At 37.0% G+C, this 20,488-nt stretch carries 21 protein-coding genes; 7 read left to right on the forward strand and 14 right to left on the reverse strand.

Features of this window, described 5'->3' with window-relative positions:
* The first annotated feature begins 148 nt into the window (after nucleotides 1-148).
* The 5 genes from NST80_RS10175 (at nucleotide 149) to nrdG (ending at nucleotide 5,431) form a co-directional block, all read left to right on the forward strand.
* Nucleotides 149-1,795 carry a hypothetical protein gene (locus NST80_RS10175; RefSeq protein ID WP_183138290.1) on the forward strand — a complete coding sequence of 549 codons (1,647 nt, stop codon included), beginning with the start codon at nucleotides 149-151 and terminating at the stop codon, nucleotides 1,793-1,795.
* A gap of 98 nt (nucleotides 1,796-1,893) precedes the next feature.
* Nucleotides 1,894-4,098: an anaerobic ribonucleoside-triphosphate reductase gene (gene nrdD / locus NST80_RS10180; RefSeq protein WP_195401958.1), complete on the forward strand. Its 2,205-nt coding sequence runs from the start codon at nucleotides 1,894-1,896 to the stop codon at nucleotides 4,096-4,098.
* A gap of 89 nt (nucleotides 4,099-4,187) precedes the next feature.
* Nucleotides 4,188-4,319, forward strand: a complete 132-nt coding sequence (locus tag NST80_RS10185) for a hypothetical protein (RefSeq protein ID WP_014635155.1) — start codon at nucleotides 4,188-4,190, stop codon at nucleotides 4,317-4,319.
* 1 nt (nucleotide 4,320) lies between these two features.
* Nucleotides 4,321-4,821 carry a GNAT family N-acetyltransferase gene (locus NST80_RS10190; protein WP_049553534.1) on the forward strand — a complete coding sequence of 167 codons (501 nt, stop codon included), beginning with the start codon at nucleotides 4,321-4,323 and terminating at the stop codon, nucleotides 4,819-4,821.
* A gap of 4 nt (nucleotides 4,822-4,825) precedes the next feature.
* Nucleotides 4,826-5,431 carry an anaerobic ribonucleoside-triphosphate reductase activating protein gene (nrdG, locus tag NST80_RS10195; protein ID WP_002885801.1) on the forward strand — a complete coding sequence of 202 codons (606 nt, stop codon included), beginning with the start codon at nucleotides 4,826-4,828 and terminating at the stop codon, nucleotides 5,429-5,431.
* A 30-nt stretch (nucleotides 5,432-5,461) separates the two neighbouring features.
* Here the strand turns inward: nrdG and yaaA are convergent, their stop codons facing one another.
* The 8 genes from yaaA to NST80_RS10235 form a co-directional block, all read right to left on the reverse strand.
* Nucleotides 5,462-6,193: a peroxide stress protein YaaA gene (yaaA, locus tag NST80_RS10200; protein ID WP_183138292.1), complete on the reverse strand. Its 732-nt coding sequence runs from the start codon at nucleotides 6,191-6,193 to the stop codon at nucleotides 5,462-5,464.
* Nucleotides 6,194-6,279: 86 nt separating this feature from the next.
* The gene (locus NST80_RS10205) at nucleotides 6,280-7,221 is read right to left on the reverse strand and encodes a YitT family protein (protein WP_070475392.1); all 942 of its coding nucleotides are present in this window, start codon (nucleotides 7,219-7,221) and stop codon (nucleotides 6,280-6,282) included.
* Nucleotides 7,214-8,965 (reverse strand): aspartate--tRNA ligase, encoded by a 1,752-nt coding sequence (aspS, locus tag NST80_RS10210; protein ID WP_002887089.1) that lies wholly within the window; start codon nucleotides 8,963-8,965, stop codon nucleotides 7,214-7,216. Before aspS ends, NST80_RS10205 begins: the two co-directional genes overlap by 8 nt.
* 108 nt (nucleotides 8,966-9,073) lie before the next feature.
* The gene (locus tag NST80_RS10215; RefSeq protein ID WP_183138293.1) at nucleotides 9,074-9,496 is read right to left on the reverse strand and encodes a hypothetical protein; all 423 of its coding nucleotides are present in this window, start codon (nucleotides 9,494-9,496) and stop codon (nucleotides 9,074-9,076) included.
* A 7-nt stretch (nucleotides 9,497-9,503) separates the two neighbouring features.
* A complete protein-coding gene (hisS, locus tag NST80_RS10220; protein ID WP_183138294.1) occupies nucleotides 9,504-10,784 on the reverse strand; it encodes a histidine--tRNA ligase in 1,281 nt (426 codons plus the stop codon).
* 152 nt (nucleotides 10,785-10,936) lie between these two features.
* Nucleotides 10,937-11,443, reverse strand: coding sequence for a PTS transporter subunit EIIC (locus tag NST80_RS10225; protein WP_338402052.1), 507 nt, complete (start codon nucleotides 11,441-11,443; stop codon nucleotides 10,937-10,939).
* On the reverse strand, nucleotides 11,401-12,300 hold the full coding sequence (locus tag NST80_RS10230; RefSeq protein ID WP_229056984.1) for a PTS transporter subunit EIIC: 900 nt from the start codon (nucleotides 12,298-12,300) through the stop codon (nucleotides 11,401-11,403). The genes NST80_RS10225 and NST80_RS10230 overlap by 43 nt, the downstream gene beginning before the upstream one ends.
* Nucleotides 12,301-12,365: 65 nt before the next feature.
* Nucleotides 12,366-13,478 (reverse strand): vitamin B12 independent methionine synthase, encoded by a 1,113-nt coding sequence (locus NST80_RS10235; RefSeq protein WP_183138295.1) that lies wholly within the window; start codon nucleotides 13,476-13,478, stop codon nucleotides 12,366-12,368.
* A 230-nt stretch (nucleotides 13,479-13,708) separates the two neighbouring features.
* Between NST80_RS10235 and rpmF the strand changes: the two genes are divergently transcribed.
* Both rpmF and rpmG read left to right on the forward strand, forming a co-directional pair.
* Nucleotides 13,709-13,891, forward strand: coding sequence for a 50S ribosomal protein L32 (gene rpmF / locus NST80_RS10240; protein WP_002885630.1), 183 nt, complete (start codon nucleotides 13,709-13,711; stop codon nucleotides 13,889-13,891).
* Nucleotides 13,892-13,906: 15 nt separating this feature from the next.
* Nucleotides 13,907-14,056 carry a 50S ribosomal protein L33 gene (rpmG, locus tag NST80_RS10245; RefSeq protein WP_002262412.1) on the forward strand — a complete coding sequence of 50 codons (150 nt, stop codon included), beginning with the start codon at nucleotides 13,907-13,909 and terminating at the stop codon, nucleotides 14,054-14,056.
* Between the two features lie 403 nt (nucleotides 14,057-14,459).
* Here rpmG and NST80_RS10250 read toward each other — a convergent pair whose 3' ends face one another.
* The 6 genes from NST80_RS10250 to NST80_RS10275 are packed head-to-tail and all read right to left on the reverse strand — an operon-like array spanning nucleotide 14,460 to nucleotide 20,358.
* Nucleotides 14,460-14,939: a type II toxin-antitoxin system PemK/MazF family toxin gene (locus NST80_RS10250; RefSeq protein ID WP_201061234.1), complete on the reverse strand. Its 480-nt coding sequence runs from the start codon at nucleotides 14,937-14,939 to the stop codon at nucleotides 14,460-14,462.
* Nucleotides 14,936-15,748: a DUF3800 domain-containing protein gene (locus NST80_RS10255; RefSeq protein ID WP_342504611.1), complete on the reverse strand. Its 813-nt coding sequence runs from the start codon at nucleotides 15,746-15,748 to the stop codon at nucleotides 14,936-14,938. Before NST80_RS10255 ends, NST80_RS10250 begins: the two co-directional genes overlap by 4 nt.
* A complete protein-coding gene (locus NST80_RS10260) occupies nucleotides 15,741-16,841 on the reverse strand; it encodes a restriction endonuclease subunit S (RefSeq protein WP_201061231.1) in 1,101 nt (366 codons plus the stop codon). The genes NST80_RS10255 and NST80_RS10260 overlap by 8 nt, the downstream gene beginning before the upstream one ends.
* Nucleotides 16,842-16,858: 17 nt before the next feature.
* Nucleotides 16,859-18,931, reverse strand: a complete 2,073-nt coding sequence (locus NST80_RS10265; RefSeq protein WP_201061229.1) for an N-6 DNA methylase — start codon at nucleotides 18,929-18,931, stop codon at nucleotides 16,859-16,861.
* The gene (locus NST80_RS10270; RefSeq protein ID WP_201061227.1) at nucleotides 18,912-19,490 is read right to left on the reverse strand and encodes a hypothetical protein; all 579 of its coding nucleotides are present in this window, start codon (nucleotides 19,488-19,490) and stop codon (nucleotides 18,912-18,914) included. The genes NST80_RS10265 and NST80_RS10270 overlap by 20 nt, the downstream gene beginning before the upstream one ends.
* A 10-nt stretch (nucleotides 19,491-19,500) precedes the next feature.
* Nucleotides 19,501-20,358: a hypothetical protein gene (locus NST80_RS10275; RefSeq protein ID WP_201061226.1), complete on the reverse strand. Its 858-nt coding sequence runs from the start codon at nucleotides 20,356-20,358 to the stop codon at nucleotides 19,501-19,503.
* Nucleotides 20,359-20,488: the final 130 nt, after the last annotated feature.

Genomic DNA, 20,488 nt, shown 5'->3' on the forward strand with positions numbered 1-20,488 from the left:
GTCTCTTTTTTAGATATTTTTTTCTTAAATGTAAGAAATTAGAGGAAAATTGACTAAATGGTATTATCTGATATACTTTAAATAAGACAATTAGGGGATAAGACCCTTTTATTTATAACTTTCCAAATGTCAACAAAGGAGTTTAATTGTGAGTCCATACAACGAAGACAATACTTTAGATTCAAGTGGCTACCAAAGTTATCATCGAAGCCACCATCGCTCTCATACACAAGATAATCAATCCGAAAAGATTGAAGTGACAATTCAGGGACATACAGAAGAATCAAATTCGTCTCAAATAGAGAAAAAAACTAAGATTTCACTTCCATGGAAGCATAAAGGCCATATCCTGATTCTCAGTTTGATTTTGAGTATTTTTAGTATATCAGTACCCTGCTTTACAGACTTTGCCAATAATATACAGTCTCAAAACCTTTACATTGCAAAAATGTTTGCCAATGGTAGCTTACCCTACTCTGACTTTTTTGCGACAGGCGGCTTCTTTTATTACTTACTAGTTTCTCTGGCTTTCCGTTTAGGATCAACTCTTTGGCTGATTCCTATTCAATTCCTTACCTACTATCTTTCTGGAAGTTACCTTTACAAGACTGTCATGCACATGACAAACAAGAAGGAAATTGCCACTCTAATTAGTATTATTTTCTATGTCACTAATGGAACACTTGGTTTTGGTGGGCTCTACCCTATCCAATTTGCTATGCCTTTTGTCCTAGGTGCTATCTTCTTCTTAACTCGTTACTTTGCGGGTCATAGTCGTGATGAAGCCTTTATTCTTTACGGCTTCGCTGGCACTGCGGGAGCTCTTTTTGAAGCTCGAACTCTTATTTTCTGGATATTGTCACTTGTGACAATCTTCGTTTACAACCTTGTCAACAAGCACTTTGCTCGTGGTTTTTATCAAGTTCTTTGTATTATTTTTGGTAACATTCTAGTATTGTATCTATGTCTTTACTTTATCCTAAATTTACAAATTACATCGGACTATATTAACCAAGTTTTGGTTTACAACTTTACACAACTTGCTGTAGAAAAAAATGACTTTCTACTTACGTTAGCTTACCAAAGTTTTGCTGTCATCGGCTCTGGATTACTTATTGGTGCACTTACTACAAGCAACCACCTTCTTGGCGATGCTAAAGATAAGAGCATCAAGTGGGTACTACTCCTTAGTTTTATCTTTACAGTAGTTTACAGCTTGTTCTCTCAAAGTTTTGGACTTTACAGTATTCTCAACATCGTACCTTATGGTCTAGTCTTGACAGCACTTTCTTTAGATGATGCTATTAAAAAGAGAGCAGAGCGAACTTCTCACCGACGTCGTAATGGTAACCAGATTCACACACTTAAAGTTTTTGGTATCTTCCTTAGTCGTAATTACTTCTTACCTATTGCAGTCTTTGCATTTGCTTTCGCGATGCCAATCATTATGTTCCTATTTAATTTAGGAAATAATACTGAACGTAGTACTGTTGCAAATTACCTCGCTAAAAATACCAAAAAAGATGAAACTATCTACGTTTACGATTCATCAGCAAAAATTTATTTGGAAAGCGGTCGTAAAGCAGCTTCACAATTTGTTCTTCCAGAACTTAACACAGCTAAATCTAGTCATCAGAAAGCTCTCTCAGATACTATTATCCAAGATTCAGCACAATATATCGTTGTCCAACAAGATACACAACTACCTTCTGATGTTAAATCTACACTTTCAAAAAACTATAAAAAAGCCCCTTTAAAAGGCGTTGAACGATACACTGTTTACGTCCTAAAATAGGTCGAAAAATCAATATATAGTGGTTGAGATAAAAATATACCACAATATATTGATTTTTTTTTGCCTAGTGCTATAATTAGTAACGAGGTGATTTTTAGATGATTACATTAGAAAAAGAAAAGGTTACAATCAACCCTGATATCAAAGTCATCAAACGTGATGGTCGTATGGTTGTCTTTGATTCAAGTAAAATATATGAGGCTATCCTCAAAGCAAGTGAGGCTATTACACCTATCACACCCTTGATTGAAGCAAAGTTGGAGGGAATTGCCAACCGTATTGTTGCTGAAATCAATGACCGCTTCACTCAAAATATCAAAATATATGAAATCCAAAGCATAGTAGAGCACGAGTTACTCGAAGCTAACGAATATGCTATCGCTCAAGAATATATCAACTATCGTACCAAACGTGATTTTGAACGTTCTCAGGCTACTGACATCAATTTCACCATTAGTAAACTTGTTAATAAAGACCAGGCTGTTGTTCATGAAAATGCTAATAAAGATAGCGATCTTTACAATACACAACGTGATTTAACCGCAGGAATTGTCGGAAAATCTGTAGGACTTAAGATGCTTCCTCCACACGTGGCAAATGCTCATCAAAAGGGTGATATCCATTTCCACGATTTAGACTACAGCCCTTACACACCTATGACCAACTGTTGTTTGATTGACTTCAAAGGCATGTTGGCAAATGGTTTTAAAATTGGTAACGCTGAAGTTGAAAGTCCTAAATCCATTCAAACTGCAACAGCACAAATTTCACAAATCATCGCAAATGTTGCCTCTAGTCAATATGGTGGCTGTACTGCAGACCGTATCGATGAGTTTTTAGCTCCTTACGCAGAACTTAACTACAAAAAACACTTAGCTGATGCTAAAGAGTGGGTAGCTGAAGAAAAACGTGAAGACTATGCACGCGCCAAAACGCGTAAAGATATCTACGATGCTATGCAATCTCTTGAATACGAGATTAATACGCTTTTCACTTCGAATGGACAAACTCCCTTTACCTCTCTCGGTTTCGGTTTAGGGACAAACTGGTTTGAGCGTGAAATCCAAAAGGCTATCCTACAAGTTCGTATTTTAGGACTTGGCTCCGAACACCGTACAGCCATTTTCCCTAAACTCATTTTTACCTTAAAACGTGGACTTAACTTAGAGCCTAGCTCACCTAACTACGATATTAAGCAACTAGCTCTTGAATGTGCAACAAAGCGTATGTATCCAGATGTCTTATCATATGACAAAATCGTTGAATTGACAGGTTCCTTTAAGGCTCCTATGGGATGTCGTTCCTTCCTACAAGGGTGGAAGGATGAAAATGGTGTTGAAGTTAATTCTGGACGAATGAATCTGGGTGTTGTAACCCTTAATCTTCCTCGAATTGCCCTAGAATCTAGGGGAGACCAAGATAAATTTTGGGAAATTTTTGAAGAAAGAATGGGAATTGCCAAAGATGCACTCGTCTACCGAGTTGAACGTGTCAAAGAAGCTACACCTGCTAATGCACCTATTCTTTATCAGTACGGGGCCTTTGGCCAACGTCTAGGTAAATTCGATAATGTAGATCAACTCTTCAAACATCGTCGTGCAACTGTATCACTTGGTTATATTGGGCTTTATGAAGTAGCATCCGTTTTTTATGGTAGTGACTGGGAGACTAATCCAGAAGCCAAAGCGTTCACGTTAGATATCGTTAAATCTATGAAAAATGCTTGTGAAAGTTGGTCTGACGAATATGATTATCATTTCTCTGTTTATTCAACACCATCAGAGAGTTTGACGGATCGTTTCTGTCGTTTGGATACTGAAAAGTTCGGTGTCGTGACTGATATCACAGATAAAGAGTATTACACCAACTCTTTCCACTACGATGTTCGTAAAAATCCAACACCATTTGAAAAATTAGAATTCGAAAAAGCATACCCAGAAGCTGGCGCAACTGGTGGATTCATCCATTACTGCGAATATCCAGTCCTCCAGCAAAATCCAAAGGCACTCGAAGCTGTCTGGGACTTTGCTTATGACCGTGTCGGTTACCTCGGAACGAATACTCCAATTGATAAATGCTACAAGTGTGATTTTGAAGGGGACTTCACCCCAACAGAACGTGGATTCATGTGCCCTAACTGTGGCAACACAGATCCTAAAACAGTTGATGTTGTCAAACGTACTTGCGGCTATCTAGGAAACCCACAGGCACGCCCAATGGTTAAAGGACGCCACAAAGAAATCTCTGCTCGGGTCAAACACATGAACGGTTCAACCATAAAATATGAAGGTAAACACCTTTAATAAGACCTAGAATACATTATAATAAACTAGAAGCAGCTGGATGATACCTTCCAACTGCTTTGCTTATTTCATTTTTAGAAAGGAATATAATGGGAAAATATCAATTAGATTATAAAGGTATGCAACAAGTGGAACGTTACCACGAAAAAAATGCAACCGTCAAAAACGATAAAAAAGCACATGTCCAAGCCCTTTTGAAAAAAGCTGGAAAGAAGAAATAATATGATCTTACGCCGACCGAGTCAAATAGATAAAGAAGCTATCTTAGAGATGATGGCTGAATTTGAAAGGGAGCAATCTGCTCATGACGGTGGATTTTGGAACCCCGACAATTTTGTTTATGAAGAGTGGCTAGAAGAAAATATTCAAGCGGAAGCGGGACTCAATATTCCTGAAAACTGGGTTCCTGCTATCCAGCTGGTTAGTTTTGACGAAGCGGATCATGCTCTTGGTTTTCTCAACCTTCGTCTCCGATTAAATGACTACTTACTAGAAAAAGGGGGCCATATTGGCTACTCTATCCGTCCATCCGAACGAGGAAAGGGTTATGCGAAAGAATCACTCCGTCAAGGCTTACAAGTAGCTAAAGACAAGAATATTCATCGTGCTCTGGTCACTTGTAGTATCAAGAATCCTGCTAGTCGAGCTGTTATATTAGCCAATGGTGGCCAGTTGGAGGACATTCGCCATGAAACTGAGCGCTATTGGATAGATTTGGAGTAGAATCATGACATGGAATACACCAAAACCACAGGAATGGAAGTCTGAAGAACTTAGCCAAGGACGTATTATTGACTACAAAGCTTTTAATTTCGTTGATGGTGAAGGCGTGCGTAACTCCCTTTACGTCTCTGGTTGCATGTTTCATTGCGAGGGATGCTATAACGCTGCCACCTGGTCCTTTAAGGCAGGAATTCCCTATACTAAAGAACTTGAAGAACAAATCATGAGGGATCTAGCTCAACCTTACGTACAAGGTCTCACGCTACTTGGTGGTGAACCCTTCCTAAACACAGGAATTCTCATTCCCCTAGTCAAACGCATTCGTGAGGAACTCCCGGAAAAAGATATCTGGTCTTGGACTGGTTATACTTGGGAGGAGTTGATGCTTGAAACTCCTGATAAACTAGAACTTCTTCAACTCGTTGACATTCTCGTTGACGGCCGCTTTGACATCACTAAAAAGAACCTTATGCTCCAGTTTCGAGGATCATCTAATCAACGTATTATTGATGTCAAAAAATCTCTTAATCAAGGAGAAGTCGTTATTTGGGACAAGCTAAATGACGGTCAAACCAACTATGAACAAGTCGATCGTAAAGATATGCTATAAAAAAAGTCTGAGCTTATAACTCAGACTTTTTTATGCAATTTTAACAAAAACTAGCTCATTATTAGAGGATAAATCCTCACGAAAATTAAACTCATCAAAAGACAATTTTCGTAAATCATTAATCGTTTGACAATTCTCCTCCATAACAGCTGTCAAAAAAGCCCCTCTTGCCTTTTTGGAAATCGTAGAGTGAGTCTTAAGAACCCCATTGCGGTCTTCCATAAAACTAACCGTGAATAACTGCTTACGAAGAGTTGGACTAAAAACATCCTCGAATTCACTCGAAAGCAAAGAAACAACTGGAACTTGACTCTCCTCTAAAAATTGGTCATATTCGGCACGCCAATAGTTTTTTAAGGACTGACCATTAACCCTTATCTTCGTGTGAAAGTCATGACGATGTTCTTGGATCGGGTAAAAAGCGGGAATGATTCCATAAAAAGAAGATGTGATAAATACTTGTTGGCCTAAGAAATCTTTTTCACATGTGGATAAGTCACTACGTTTGATGTGACGATACATCAATCCATTAAAAAGCTCGACAGCCGGATAATTCTTCGCTTCTCCCGACAAAATCGCAGCCCAGCGCTGCTTTTCTTTCTCAGCCTGCTCAGGCTTTATTTTATAAGCTGTGGATAATTCATCTGTGGACAATTTTGCCATTTCAGTTAGGATAGCCGCACTCTTTTCGGATAATTTTTGAGACGAAACTTCCTTACTGGCCTTCATTTCTTTTGCGGTTGGAATTAAAAATCTAATCATACTGATATTGTAAAGTCAAGCAGGCATTTCGTCAAGAATTCTCTCCAACAAAAAAGAAGCTAACGTTCGTCAACTTCCTTTTTTTGTTAGTCATCTAAATCAACAAAACGACCTAGAATATGTACATTTTCTGCGATGGAGACAAAAGCTTTAGGATCTGCTTTTCTCATATAATGCTTGAAGTCAGTATACTCTTCACGCGTAATAATCGCCAGTAATACTGCTTTCTTTTCGTGATTATAAGTCCCTTCCGCATCATTAATCATCGTTACTCCACGGTGGAGTTTTTTCTGAATCATCCTTACAACTGGGTCGGGATTACTTGTGACAATCATAGCCTGCATTTTCTTTTGTTTCGTGAAAATCGCATCTGTAACTCGACTAGAAACAAAAATAGTCACCATTGAATAAAGAGCATATTTCCAACCAAAAAGAATGCCCGCAAAAACCATGATAATCCCATTGACAATCAAGGAGATATTCCCAACATCACGGCCTGTTTTCTTACGAATAGTGAGGCTAACGATATCCGTCCCTCCACTAGAGATACGTGATTTTAAACCGAAACCAATTCCCGTTCCCATGACCAAACCACCAAAGATAGCATTGATCAAAGGATCCTCTGTCAAGGTTACATGTGGCATCACCTGAATAAAAAGGGAGCTCATCGTTACTGTAATGAAAGTAAAGATTGTAAATTTATGGCCAATCTTATACCAAGCCAGAATCAAGAGAGGGATATTAATTGCATAGAAAGTCAATGATACTGGTATCTCAAAGCCTAAAGTTCTAACACTCAATGCCGATAAAACCTGTGCCAAACCTGTTGCTCCACTGGAGTAAACATGTCCAGGTTGAAAAAAGAAATTAACGGCGATTGACGATAAGAGCCCGTAAAGTAAAGAAGCTGAAACTTTTTCAGTATATTTTTCACGGGAAATACTACGTGCAGCCTGCAAAACGCCCATTTTCTTCGCAGACTTTTTCGCTACAAATTTAACATGTTTATGAAGAGGTGCTTTATTCATTTTCTAAATCTACATGAAGGGCAAGTTCTTCCAACTGTTTATCAGCCACAAGACTTGGAGCCTGAGTCATAGGATCTGATGCCTTATTATTTTTAGGGAAGGCAATCACTTCACGGATATTATCTTTACCTGCAAGAAGCATAACAAAACGGTCAAGACCGATAGCCAAACCACCATGTGGTGGGAAACCATAGTCCATAGCTTCAAGAAGGAATCCAAATTGCTCATAGGCTGATTCTTCAGAGAAACCAAGGGCTTTCAACATACGTTCCTGTAGGTCTTTATGATTAATACGTAGACTACCTCCACCAAGCTCATAACCATTCAAGACAATATCATAAGCTACAGCACGTACCTTGGAAAGATCTCCTTCAAGCTCTGCTGCAGAATCTTCTGTTGGCAAAGTAAATGGGTGGTGAGCAGACATATAGCGTCCTTCTTCTTCAGACCACTCAAACATTGGCCAATCGACAACCCAAAGGAAGTTGAACTTAGTGTTGTCAATCATGTCAAGTTCTTTAGCAATTTGATTACGCAAAGCACCAAGTGTGTTATTAGCGATTTCAAGTGTATCTGCTACAAAAAGAACTAGATCATTTTCTTCGAGGTGTAAAGCATTTGTCAACTTATCCTCAATACTTGTCAAGAATTTAGCAACTGGACCTGCTAGAGCTCCATCAGTCATCTTAACCCAAGCAAGACCTTTAGCACCAAATTGTTTGGCAAACTCTGTCAACTTATCAATACTTTTACGTGAGTATTTGTCTGCATTTCCTTTGACAACAATTGCCTTAACAGCTGGCGCCTCAGCAAACACTTTGAAGTCTACACCCTTGACAACCTCTGTCAAGTCTTGTAAAAGCATGTCAAAGCGTGTATCTGGCTTGTCAGAACCATAGTTATTCATGGCATCATCGTAAGACATGCGTGGGAATGGTAATGTAACTTCAATTCCTTTAGTTTCTTTCATAACCTTAGCAATCAAGCCTTCTGTAATATCTTGGATTTCTTGCTCATTAAGGAATGACGTTTCCAAGTCAACTTGTGTAAACTCAGGTTGACGGTCTCCACGCAAATCTTCATCACGGAAACACTTAACAATTTGATAGTAACGGTCAAAACCAGCATTCATCAATAATTGTTTAGTGATTTGAGGACTTTGCGGAAGAGCATAAAAGTGACCTTGGCTAACACGGCTTGGAACCAAGTAATCTCGAGCACCTTCTGGTGTAGATTTTGTCAACATTGGTGTTTCAACATCGATAAATTCCAAGTCATCAAGATAATTACGGATGGCGTGAGTTACCTTTGCACGGAGCTTAAAGTTTTCCAACATCTCTGGACGACGAAGATCCAGATAGCGGTAACGCATACGTGTATCATCACTAGCCTCAACACCATCTTTAATTTCAAATGGTGTTGTTTTGGCAGTATTAAGGACTTTAAGGTCTTCAACTTTAAGTTCGACAGCACCTGTAGGCAAGTTATCATTAGCTTGTTCACGCGCTTCAACAGTTCCTGTGACTTCAATAACAAATTCGCTACGCAAACTTTCAGCTGTTTCAACAACATTAGCGTCCGCATTTTCAGGGTTAACAACCAACTGCATCAAACCTTCACGGTCACGAAGATCGATGAAAATCAAACCTCCGAGGTTACGACGGCGAGATACCCAACCTTTCAAAGTAATAGTAGTTCCGATGTGTTCACTACGAACACGTCCGGCATACATAGAACGTTCCATAAATACACTTCTTTCGTTAATTTTTTAGTCTTAACTATTATAGCAAAAAGCCCATCAAAACCCCACCCATTTCAGGTTAGAATTTAATAGACTTTCTTTTTTATAAAACTATTTGCCAAATTGTTTCAACAAATCACTAGTATCCACGTAATCTTCAGCAAACTCTTCAAAATCTTCAAAACGATAATCAGCTGTTTCTAAGTCAAGTAAACTATTCCAACGGAATCCGTAAACATCTTCAATGATAACACTAAGTTCATCGGTTTCCTCGTCTACCTGCCATCCCAAATAACGTTCCTGTGTTTCAAAACTTAAGACCACATCTTGACAATCTTGACGCCAAACTTGACCGAGTAATTGCTGGCACATCGCATGATCACTTGCAGGCTCATCATTAAACCAAGTAAGGTCATGTTTATCAAGAAAGGCAATCAATTGCCAAAACTGTTGTTGGAAACGAATGGGCATACTACGATCAAAAGCCAAACTGAACTTCTCACTCCGTTTGAGCATATCAACTATACTAACCATATGCCCCCTACTTTTCTAACTGTTCGAGGACTGCTGCAAAGTTTTTAGTTAGCTCTTCGAAACTTACAGTAACTTCCTCACGAGTAGTATTATTTTTGACATTAACCTCACCTGACTCCACTTCACTCTCACCTAATGTGATAACAGTCTTGGCCTTGAAGGTATCTGCTGACTTAAATTGTGCCTTAATCTTACGTCCAAGGTAATCACGTTCAGCCTTAAATCCTTGATAGCGGATAGCTTGAACTAACTCAAGAGCTTTGCCATTGGCACCTGAACCAAGTACTGCAATGTAAACATCCAGACTTTCTTCCACCGGAAGCTCAATACCCTGTTTATCAAGAACCAAAAGCAAGCGTTCTAAACCAAGTCCAAAACCAAAACCAGCTGTTTCTGGACCACCGAAGTATTCAACCAAACTATCATAACGACCACCTGCACAGATTGTCAATTCAGACTTATCAATAGTGGTAATAAATTCAAAAATCGTGTGATTATAGTAATCAAGACCACGTACCATATTAGTATCAATCACGTAAGGAATGTTAAGACTATCGAGCATGGTACGTACTTCGTCAAAGTGCGCTTGACTTTCTTCATCTAAATAATCAAGGATAGAGGGAGCATTTTCAACTGCAACCTTATCTTCTTTTTCTTTTGAATCGAGTACTCGCAAAGGATTTTCATCCAAACGGCGTTGACTATCTTTTGACAAACTTTCACGCATCGGTGTCAAGTAGTCAATCAAGGCCTGACGATAAGCCAGACGACTCTCAGTATTTCCAAGGCTATTCAAATGAAGGGTAACATCCTTAATGCCTAGCGTATTAAAGAGTTGGTAGGCCATAGCAATGGTTTCAACATCTGTTGCTGGATTTTTTGATCCAAAGCACTCTACACCTAGTTGGTGGAACTCACGCAAGCGTCCTGCTTGAGGACGTTCATAACGGAACATTGATCCAATATAATAAACTTTAACAGGTTTTTGGACCTCTGGCGCAAAGAGTTTGTTTTCTACATAAGAGCGTACAACCGGTGCTGTTCCTTCTGGACGAAGTGTAATATGACGGTCTCCCTTATCATGAAAATCATACATTTCCTTAGTAACGATGTCAGTTGTATCACCTACTGAACGTGAAATTACCTCGTAATGTTCAAACATAGGTGTACGAATTTCACCATAATTGTATTTCTTAAATGTTTCACGTGCAACATTTTCCACGTACTGCCATTTGGCGCTATCAACAGGTAAAATATCCTGCGTTCCCTTAGGTTTTTGAAGTTTCATAATGATGATACAGGCCTCAAATAGACCTGCCCTCCTTTTCCGTTATTACAGATATAATCACTCTATTCTATCATAATTTACATAGCTTTTGGGAAATGGTGGAGGATTTTTCAACGTAAGAAATAAACAGACCTCTCGGTCTGCCACAATCATTAATCTTCCTTATAAAGAATGAAGGTCACAATGAAAGATACCACAACAGAAATTACAAGACCTGCAATAGCTGTGTAAAAATATTTAAGTGTATCTTCACCGATATACGCTGCAATCGTCAAGAGACCTGGGGAACCACCCGCAAAATTTCTCGCACCTAAAATACCAAGGAAGAAGCCACCTACTCCCCCTGCAACAATAGATCCTATAAGGGCTGCTTTATTTTGCAAAGTTACCCCATAAAGAGCCGGTTCCGTAATCCCACAAATCGCAGTAATTCCAGCCGATGAAGCCAGAGCTTTCTTATTGGTATCCTTAGTTTTTAAAGCAATAGCAAGAGCTGCTCCACCCTGAGCCACATTTGAAGCCAAAGCACCTGGCTGTGCAATCGTATCATACCCAATAGTCATACGGTTATTGATTCCAATGGATACTAAGCCATAGTGAGTTCCTGTTGTAACCATTAACGGGAAGAGGTTGCCCCTACAATTGTTGGAACAACCCATGGGCCAAAGTTTTCCAACCACTTAAAGAAATCCCCCAACCAGTTACCTATGACAGTACCAATTGGACCTAAAATCAAAAGTGTTACGATTGCAGTAATTAATGTCGTAATCATAGGAACCAAGAAAAACTTTACAGCCTTTGGTGAAATTTTAATCGCAAAGCGCTCCACGTAACTCATAAACCAAACTGCCAAAATAACAGGGATAACCGTTGATGAGTAAGAAGTTAATGTAAGAGGAATACTAAAGAAAGAGACGCCATGACCTGATTCCTTGGCAGTTGTCACAATCTGAGTAAAAGTTGGGTGTAATAAAATAGCACCAATCAACATCCCCAATTGAGCATTCGTCTTAAACTGTCGAGCTGCTGAGGCACCTAAAAATACAGGTAAGAAATAAAATCCAGCATCGCCAATAAAATTAAGAACTTGATAGTTAACATCATCTACAGCTACTACCTTAAAGACAACCAAAAGGGACAAAACGGCCTTGATCATCCCTGCTGCTGTAATTACTGGTAAGATTGGGGTGAAAATCCCAGAAATAAGAGCTAAAAAGCTTTGAAGAGGAGTTCTATCTTGTTTTTCCGATGATTCCTTAGATACTTCATCTAGATCCAATAAACCTTCTAAAGCGCGGTATACATTTGGTACATCACTCCCAACAACAACTTGATACTGGCCACCACTCTTAGCCAAACTCACCACACCATCGATAGCTTGAACAGCCTCATCATCAGCTTTAGAATCATCTGCTAAGGTAAAACGTAAACGTGTCGCACAATGGGTTAGATTCTGAACGTTCTCCTTTCCTCCTACAGCTTCTAAAATTTTCTGCCCTATTTCTTTATAATTCATAACACTTCCTTTCTATATTCATAAAAAGAGAGAACAAGCTGAGCCTGTCCTCTGTATTTTTTCTATTATGACCAAACTTTGTCAGTAATTGTTTTAATCAATTGCAATTTATTCCACTCGTCTTGCTCAGTCAAGATATTACCTTCTTCAGTTGAGGCAAAACCACATTGAGTTGAGATACCAAGGTTCTTAAGTGGTACAAGTTCAGCCGCTTCATGGATACGAGCAATGACAGCATCTACATCTTCCAAAGCTGGATCCTTAGAAGTAATCACACCAAGTACCAATTCAACATGATCACGGTTATTCCAAATCGTTGGAAGTGGTGCGAAGCTACCTGAACGCGCATCATCGTATTCCAAGAAGAAGATATCATAGTTCAATTGACCAAGATATTTAGCGACTGAATCATAGCCACCTTCAAAAAGATAAGTTGACTTAAAGTTCCCACGACAAATGTGAGTAGCCAAAGTCAAATCTTCTGGAAGACCTTCCAAAGCTTTATTGATAGTGTATACATCATCCTCAGCAATTTTTGCCAACTCAGCTGTTTTCTCAGGATTATTTTTTTCATTCTCAATCTGTTGAATCAAATAACCCCAAGTCGTATCATCCAATTGTACATAACGTGCACCCAAATCGTAGAAATGTTGGATGGTATCATGGTAAGCTTTAGCCAAATCATCAAGGAAATCTGTCCATGAATCATAGTAATCAGCATAAAGATCACTACGGTGGTCACGGTTAATGATGAGTGATGGACTTGGAATAGTTACTTTTGGAGTAATTCCTTCAGGAGTCACTGATTTAAGATATTCAAAGTCACGATAGAAAGGATGATTAGGATTTTCAGCAATTTTACCATTGATACGAACGTTAGTTGTACGTGTCTTAGCTCCATGGAATTTATATGAATCCTCTTGTTGGTAAGCTTCAAAACCAGTTAGGTTCCATAGGAAGTCAAGGTGCCACCAAGAACGACCAAATTCACCATCAGAAACGACTTGAAGACCATTTTCTACCTCATGATGAACCAATTCCTTAACCAATTCATCTTGTACTTTCAACAATTCATCTTGCGAAATCTCACCATTGGCAAATTTTTCACGTGCTTCTTTTAAAGCTTGTGGACGAAGGTAAGAACCAACATGATCAAAATGATAATGAACTTTACTCATAGTTATTTACTCCTTTTTATTCTTTCATTTAATGTAATAATAAGCCTATTCTAGCACTTGCTGTTATAGCTGTGAAATATGTATTTACTATCACATTATATAGTTTTTAACTATATATTTTCTTGAGAAGTTTTTTGTCAAGTAACTTTACTTTACAAAAAAGATATGTTATTCTGTTATAGTTGATTTAAAATCAAGAACATAAATATTAATTCGGAGGAAATAAAGAAATGGCAGTACCTGCACGTCACACTTCAAAAGCGAAGAAAAACAAACGTCGTACACACTACAAATTGACTGCTCCATCAGTACAATTTGACGAAACAACTGGAGATTACTCACGTTCACACCGTGTATCACTTAAAGGATACTACAAAGGACGTAAAATCGCTAAAGCTAACGCAGCTAAATAATAGAAGGGAGATACCATGCGCGTAAATATTACACTTGAACACAAAGAATCTGGTGAACGCTTGTACCTTACTTCAAAAAACAAACGTAACACTCCAGACCGTCTTCAATTGAAAAAATACTCACCAAAATTGCGTAAACACGTAATCTTTACTGAGGTGAAATAGGGATTCGCTACATGTCACTAGACGGTAGGAACCTTGATTTAAAGCGATTCTTGATTTTCTAAATTTCACTACATCGCAATATAAATCAACCGAATCACTACCTTTTTCACTACCTTTTTTTGAAATAAGAATACTGATTCGGACAATCAAATGTACGAGGAGCTTCATAACGAAGCTCCTCTTTTTATATCCCTACCCCTTAAATATTTTCGAAAGAGCATAGCTCATTCAAAGATTTGCGAAATTAAAAAGCACAGGTTCAAACTAACCTGTGCTTTATCGAGTAATAAAAAAGGGGGACTTGCCCCCACCAAAATTCCCTTTTTCGTTTGAGATAACCTCGAACCTAGGGTACATTTAGGGGACTTGCCCCTTCCGTACTTTAATTCTAAACAAAATCTTTTTAAAAGTCAATTATTTTTTTCAATTTTTTATAAATTTTTCTCATAGTATCATCGTCAACAACTCCCATTTTTTTTGCGGATAATCTATTTTTCGATACCGTCCTCAGCTGGTCTAACTTAACAGTTGCATCTTTTTTTAGAAAAGGAAAATAATCTTGTTTCAACACAAAATCAAATGGAAACTTTAATCCGTCTTGCTTTCCATTTTTATACTTGTATTTTATTCTTGACGTAAGAGGAGCTACAATAACTGTAGATTGTTTTACATTGTACTTAGTCGAAGATATAATTAATACTGGTCTTTTTTTATTTATCTCGTTACCAATATTTTCACCTAACTCGCAAAAATAGATTTCACCTGTATTATACTCCCACCCCAGCATATCTGATTTATAGTTAAAAAAATCCAAGCTTATGTTTGATTTTTCATATGCCCAGTCAGCTAGATTAATTAGTTTTTCTTCTGTTTCTTCACTCATAATTGATTATCTTCTCCAAATTTTTTCAATCCATATCCCTCTATATTAGGATAATTATAAATTTTTGATTTAACTTTTCTATATAAAGTTGATTCAATATCTTTGCAAATTTTATTATGTAATTCATAGCCAATCATATCTGCCAGTTCTAAGTATGGGTATGATTGTTTTTTATCTGCTGTTCTTTTGTTATTAAAGTATACACCTTTAATTCTTGAACATGTACTACCACTAACGTAATTAGTTCCAGATTTTATTTTAGGTACAATATTTCGTAACAAATTTAGGTCTTCTTTTCTACCTCTTGCTTCAAGTACAATTATACCCGTCTTCCCACGCTCTTCTAAATAAAAAGCATAACGCTCAATGAGGAACACTAGAGAAAACCAATAAACTGGGTATGGGTGACTGTATCTTTTTGTCAAAAAATCCTTATTAATTCCTGATGAAAAAATAGTAATGTTGGCACGCTCTATAAATTGTAACAATTCCGTACTCATATTTGGATAATTAATTATTTTAGGATTAAATGCACCAATTTTTTTACGATAATCTCTCGAATGAAATACTACTCTCTGTTCATTAAACATTGCATTTTTCCAATACTTATGCTTAATAGCCATAATATCAGAGATGATATTTTCACCTTCCTCACCTGCAATTAAAACACCTGTCATCGAAAACCAACGATTGTTTTGATTATAGTTTTTCAATGTCGGCACCCCTGTTTCATCAATGAAAAGCATATAATCAGTCTTACCATCAAATTGTTCAAAACTGGTAGGGCTATATTTCCAATAATTAGACATTATTTTTCTCCTTTTTTGATATCTCTAACCGTTTATCAGACCATTGCACAACGTCTTTGATTACCATTTTTTCAATCGCTCTACCAATACGGTTCATAAAATTATAATCAATTTCTCCATCTTCAACCGGTAAAAGAATATTCAATTCATCAGCATCTTTGGCATAAAAATTTCTTGAATAACTGAATTTACCAGAATTGGCTACATTATGAATGCAAGTTGTCAAAAATAGATTTGACCATTTTGAAAGTTTCTCTGTATGTACAACAGCAACATGGTCATCTGCACCATACTTATAGTTTCTATATTTTGCAGAACCAAACATATCAATCGTAATGGTGTTCTCGGAAAAGATTATAGTATCATTACCAACAAATGCTGAGATACCCATATCAGTTTCTCCAGCAGTAACAAAAGGTAGAGTACCATATATTCTATCTGAGCTTTTAAGTCGTCTTCCTCTTGTCGCTTTGCCAAATAGTTTTTCAAGATTAAAGAGCTTCCATTCATAAGAACCATACTGACTTAGAGCGCTCTCTTCGTCCTCAGTTAATTTATAATCTTTTAAATTTGTTACCGATAGATACACCTCTAGCGTCTCGATACGTTCTGTCTCAATCAAATTCATGTAAGAGTGCATATATTTAATGGCTATTTTATTATCAATGGTTGGAAGTATTATCTCAGTTTGTTTTAATATCTTTTCATTGAATGAACTACTTCCCCAAGTAAAATTACTAAATGATTTTTTCATTGCCGTAATAATAAATTGAGCAACACTTGAAGATAATTCACCATGTAAAAAAGAAAAGACTTTAATTTTATCGCCTGTAAAATACGCATTTTTTTGATAAAACATTGTTGCTGTATCTTGACCAAAACTAATTGTTTTGGCAGGATTCAAATATTGGCTATCCTCAGTTATATATCCTCTAACTCCATTGTTCTTATCTCCCCTAGCAACATAAGGGTATATTCCATCGAAAGTAAGCGTATTAGCATTAAATTTTTTCTTAGGTGTAGAGATAGTAAATATTTCTTCAATTCTATATATCTTCCAGACGCCCCCACTGTCTTCAAATTCTTTATTCAACTTTTGAAGCTGAGGGCTTACAATTTTTTTAAGCTGTCATCTCCTCTATTCTGCATTAATTGTGACACTTCCCACACCAGATAATCAGATACAGTTTTTCTGAAATCATCTATTGTGGGGATGGTATTCATTTGGATATGATGGTCAAAATTCCAGTCTTCACCATGCTTTTCACCAGATAGAGCAATAACATCTTCAATGTACTCTTTTTCCGTGAAAATGTTCAACTCATCTTTACCAAATTTGACAAGATTAACAACTTCTTCATAGCGACCTATAGCATTATCAATATCTTTTAAGTTAGAACTTGCTTTAGCTTTTTTTCGATTAGCTCGTTTATAGCCATCATTTCGAAGGTCAATAAATTTCACTCGTTGTTTAGATTCGTGTTTTTCTCCAACCTTAAAAACATATATCGATGTTTGAACGCTTGACTTACCAATAAATAAATCTACTGGCATTTTAATAGACGCTAAAAGCGTATTGTTTTCTAAAATCTTCTGATTGATTTCTTTTGCTTTTCCTGCACCTGCTGAGTCTTGGATAATAATAGAAGCATAACCACTTTTCATCATAGATAAGGCACGCTTGACAAAATTCATACCATTTCCCGTTTCAGAGTATGGAGGATTTAAAAGGAACACATTAGCTGGGAAATGTTCGTTATCTTTTCCGTAACCATATTTCCCATCAAATTTCTTCAAACTATCATCTTGCAAGATATTACTTGAACCATCTCCCATAAGAATCATGTTCAATACAGCTAACATATAGATTTCTGGAAGAATTTCAATCCCAAGAATTTGTTCCGCCTTGATTTTCTCTTCCTTTTCTCTGAGTTCATCAGGACTTGTAATTTCCTTTTTAGCGTCATCTAACATCAGATTCATGGCAGCCACCAAAAGACCACCGGAACCAGTTGCAAAGTCCCAAACATACGAATCTTTATTTACTCGTGCTAGTCTTGCCATAAGAAGTGCTACATACCGAGGAGTTAACACCACGTCATTTTGGTCATCACCTGCAAAGCTCAACCATCTAAACATGATATTAAAGAGCTTACCTGTAAAGTCCGTATCCACTCCGATTTTGTAAAAATAACCTAAGTCGTCAATCACTTCTGTAAAGATTTCTTTGAGAAGAGACACCCCATTCCTTGGGTCTGAAAAGCTAGATTCAAGAATCGTAGGCTCTAGGTGACGTAAGATTTGTTTCTGTTTGGCTTGTGGTAAGTTCTTTTCTTTCAGAAACGCCTTGATTTTACGGATTAAAATATCTCCATCTGTATCACCTTCTTCGTTAGAAGATTTTAAATCTGCTGGTTCTAAGGGCTTTACCTTACCTGCAACTCCTAAGTTTGCCATGATACTAGCAGCCACTAAGTGTATACGTGCCAAGGCACTGATATTTTTCTGCTTGTTGAAAAGACTTTCGTTTATCTTTGTTAGGGCATCTTCAATCCTATCTTCACGCTTTTGGTGAATCAAACGTAGTTCAACTTCTGACAGTTGTAGTTCTTTTACCTTTTCCGTAAACTCATCAAAGTTTTCAGGCTTTAAGAAAGATAAATCGGAATACTCACCAACTTTTTGACCGATACCGTAGTTAGACTTGGAGACATAGTAAACACCAAAACGTGTTTCAAGATTGCCTGCCTCGTCCTCATCTCCTGTAATTCCAATCGCAATGACATTTGTATAACTAGAATATTGCAGAATAGCATTGGCATAGTGAACCGCCCCATTTACCGCATAGCCATTAATATTGGTATAGTTGGGTTCACCCTTTTCTTTACCGCTTGTTTTCGTATTAGCGACATGGTCTTCTTTGTCTAGTTTTACAAGTTTATTACTGCCCCACTTCAATTCAATCATGATAGGGTAGTAGTCTAGCTTACTATCTTTCAATAATAGCTTAACATCAACTAGATTCGCACCCTCACCACCTGTTTTAGAAGGTGCTTTTGACAAGGCTTTGTCAATTTCAGGATTGACACTTTCGTTTTGTGTCACAAACTCCATATCATAGGAAGTCAGCCACTTTTCAACTTCACGTTGGATTTTTACTTCTTTACTCTGCTTCGTTGCCATTGGTTAAACCTTCTAATACACTCATTAAGTTCGCTCGCTTAATAGCCCAATGAGTATTCTCCAACTCAAATGAGTCAATCATAAGTTCATCTTTATGTATGTTCACCCAATCTATAGGTACACTTTTCGCCGTTTCAAAATAAAATACTGGGTCCCCCCCATATTTAGGTATGTTTATTTCTCTCAACCGACCCAAGTATCCAAATGGAATCTCCTTGTTATTCTTATATTCGGGAAGAAACAGAGCTGGAAGACTAACTATTTCCTCAACATCATCAAATGAAAACCTAGAGAACTTGGTTCTAATATGCTCTGGTGTCCCATTAAGCATCCTATCTCTTGGTATTGTAAAACAAGTCTCTTTATATTCCTCATCATATTTTACAAATAGATTGTAAAAGCCATCTGTGAGTAGCATTGTTCGAGAAGGAACATAATTTACTACATTATTAACATTATTAGCTTGCTCAATATTATAAATCTTTTCTGCAGTTTGTTGTAGTGTTGATTGGAAAAATTCTGTCGGTAAATTTTCCTGACTTTTAAGTTGGTTTGTCAATGTCCTCTCCTTAATTTAAATTTTCTACATGTCCTATATTATAAATATTATTAGCATGCTGATTTATAAATTTGGAATTATTAAACACCTGTTTTGTTATTGTGTCATCACTTTCAACATTAGAATTAAATTCTTCTTCAATCTCAACATCTGATTCTTCAACATGCTCTTGTTCCTCAAACTCTTCCACACTTGGATTATATCGAGTTATTTCTAAGTCATTCATATGTTGCCCAAATTCTTTATTAGTGAGTTTCCAAGGAGCCTGTACTCCGCTTTGAGAATACCATGCTTCAAATGTTGGCTTACCAAGAGTATTATCTATTTTGTTGACAAAAATATATCTCATTACATCTAATAAGAATGACTCAATCTCGATTACTTCAACTTCTAATAATTCTTGCTTAAATTTCGATTCATTTGGGGAAATTCTAAAATTCTCTGAATCGTCGATTGTTTCATCATCACAAATAGTTTCAATAACAGCAGAAACAAGCCATTTTAGTTTTTGTTCCGAAAGCTTATCATTGATAAAAACAGACATACGTTCAAGTGTGTCTGTTTTATTTTGTTCGACAGAATCATTAAATGAATTAATAAACCTTGAGTCTTCAAAGGGTAAGTACTCTGATTTAGATATAATACATTTTTTATAAGAAGTTACATTTTTTTTAAAGGTCCCCACATAAGGCGCTTGTTGAACTTCTCCTGTAAAAATATCAATAAGAGATTTCATAATATCAATATCAGATAATTTATCGGTTTCCTTTTTCAAATATGAACTTCGAGCCTTATTCTTTATTTTTTTAGCTTCAAGAATGAGCCCAAATAGTATCCCACCTGTTAAATATGGAATTTTAGCAGACATTTTTACTCCTCCTAATGCATTTAGTAACCTTATCCACCTTAAGAACACTCCCCACTATTGCAAGAAACACTATCTACTTCATAATAAAGGGTGAAGATAAGGCAACAGGGAAACTAATACCTATTATATC

Origin of the sequence: Streptococcus sp. FSL K6-1323 (assembly GCF_038630745.1) — a bacterium.
Classification (GTDB): domain Bacteria; phylum Bacillota; class Bacilli; order Lactobacillales; family Streptococcaceae; genus Streptococcus; species Streptococcus salivarius_D.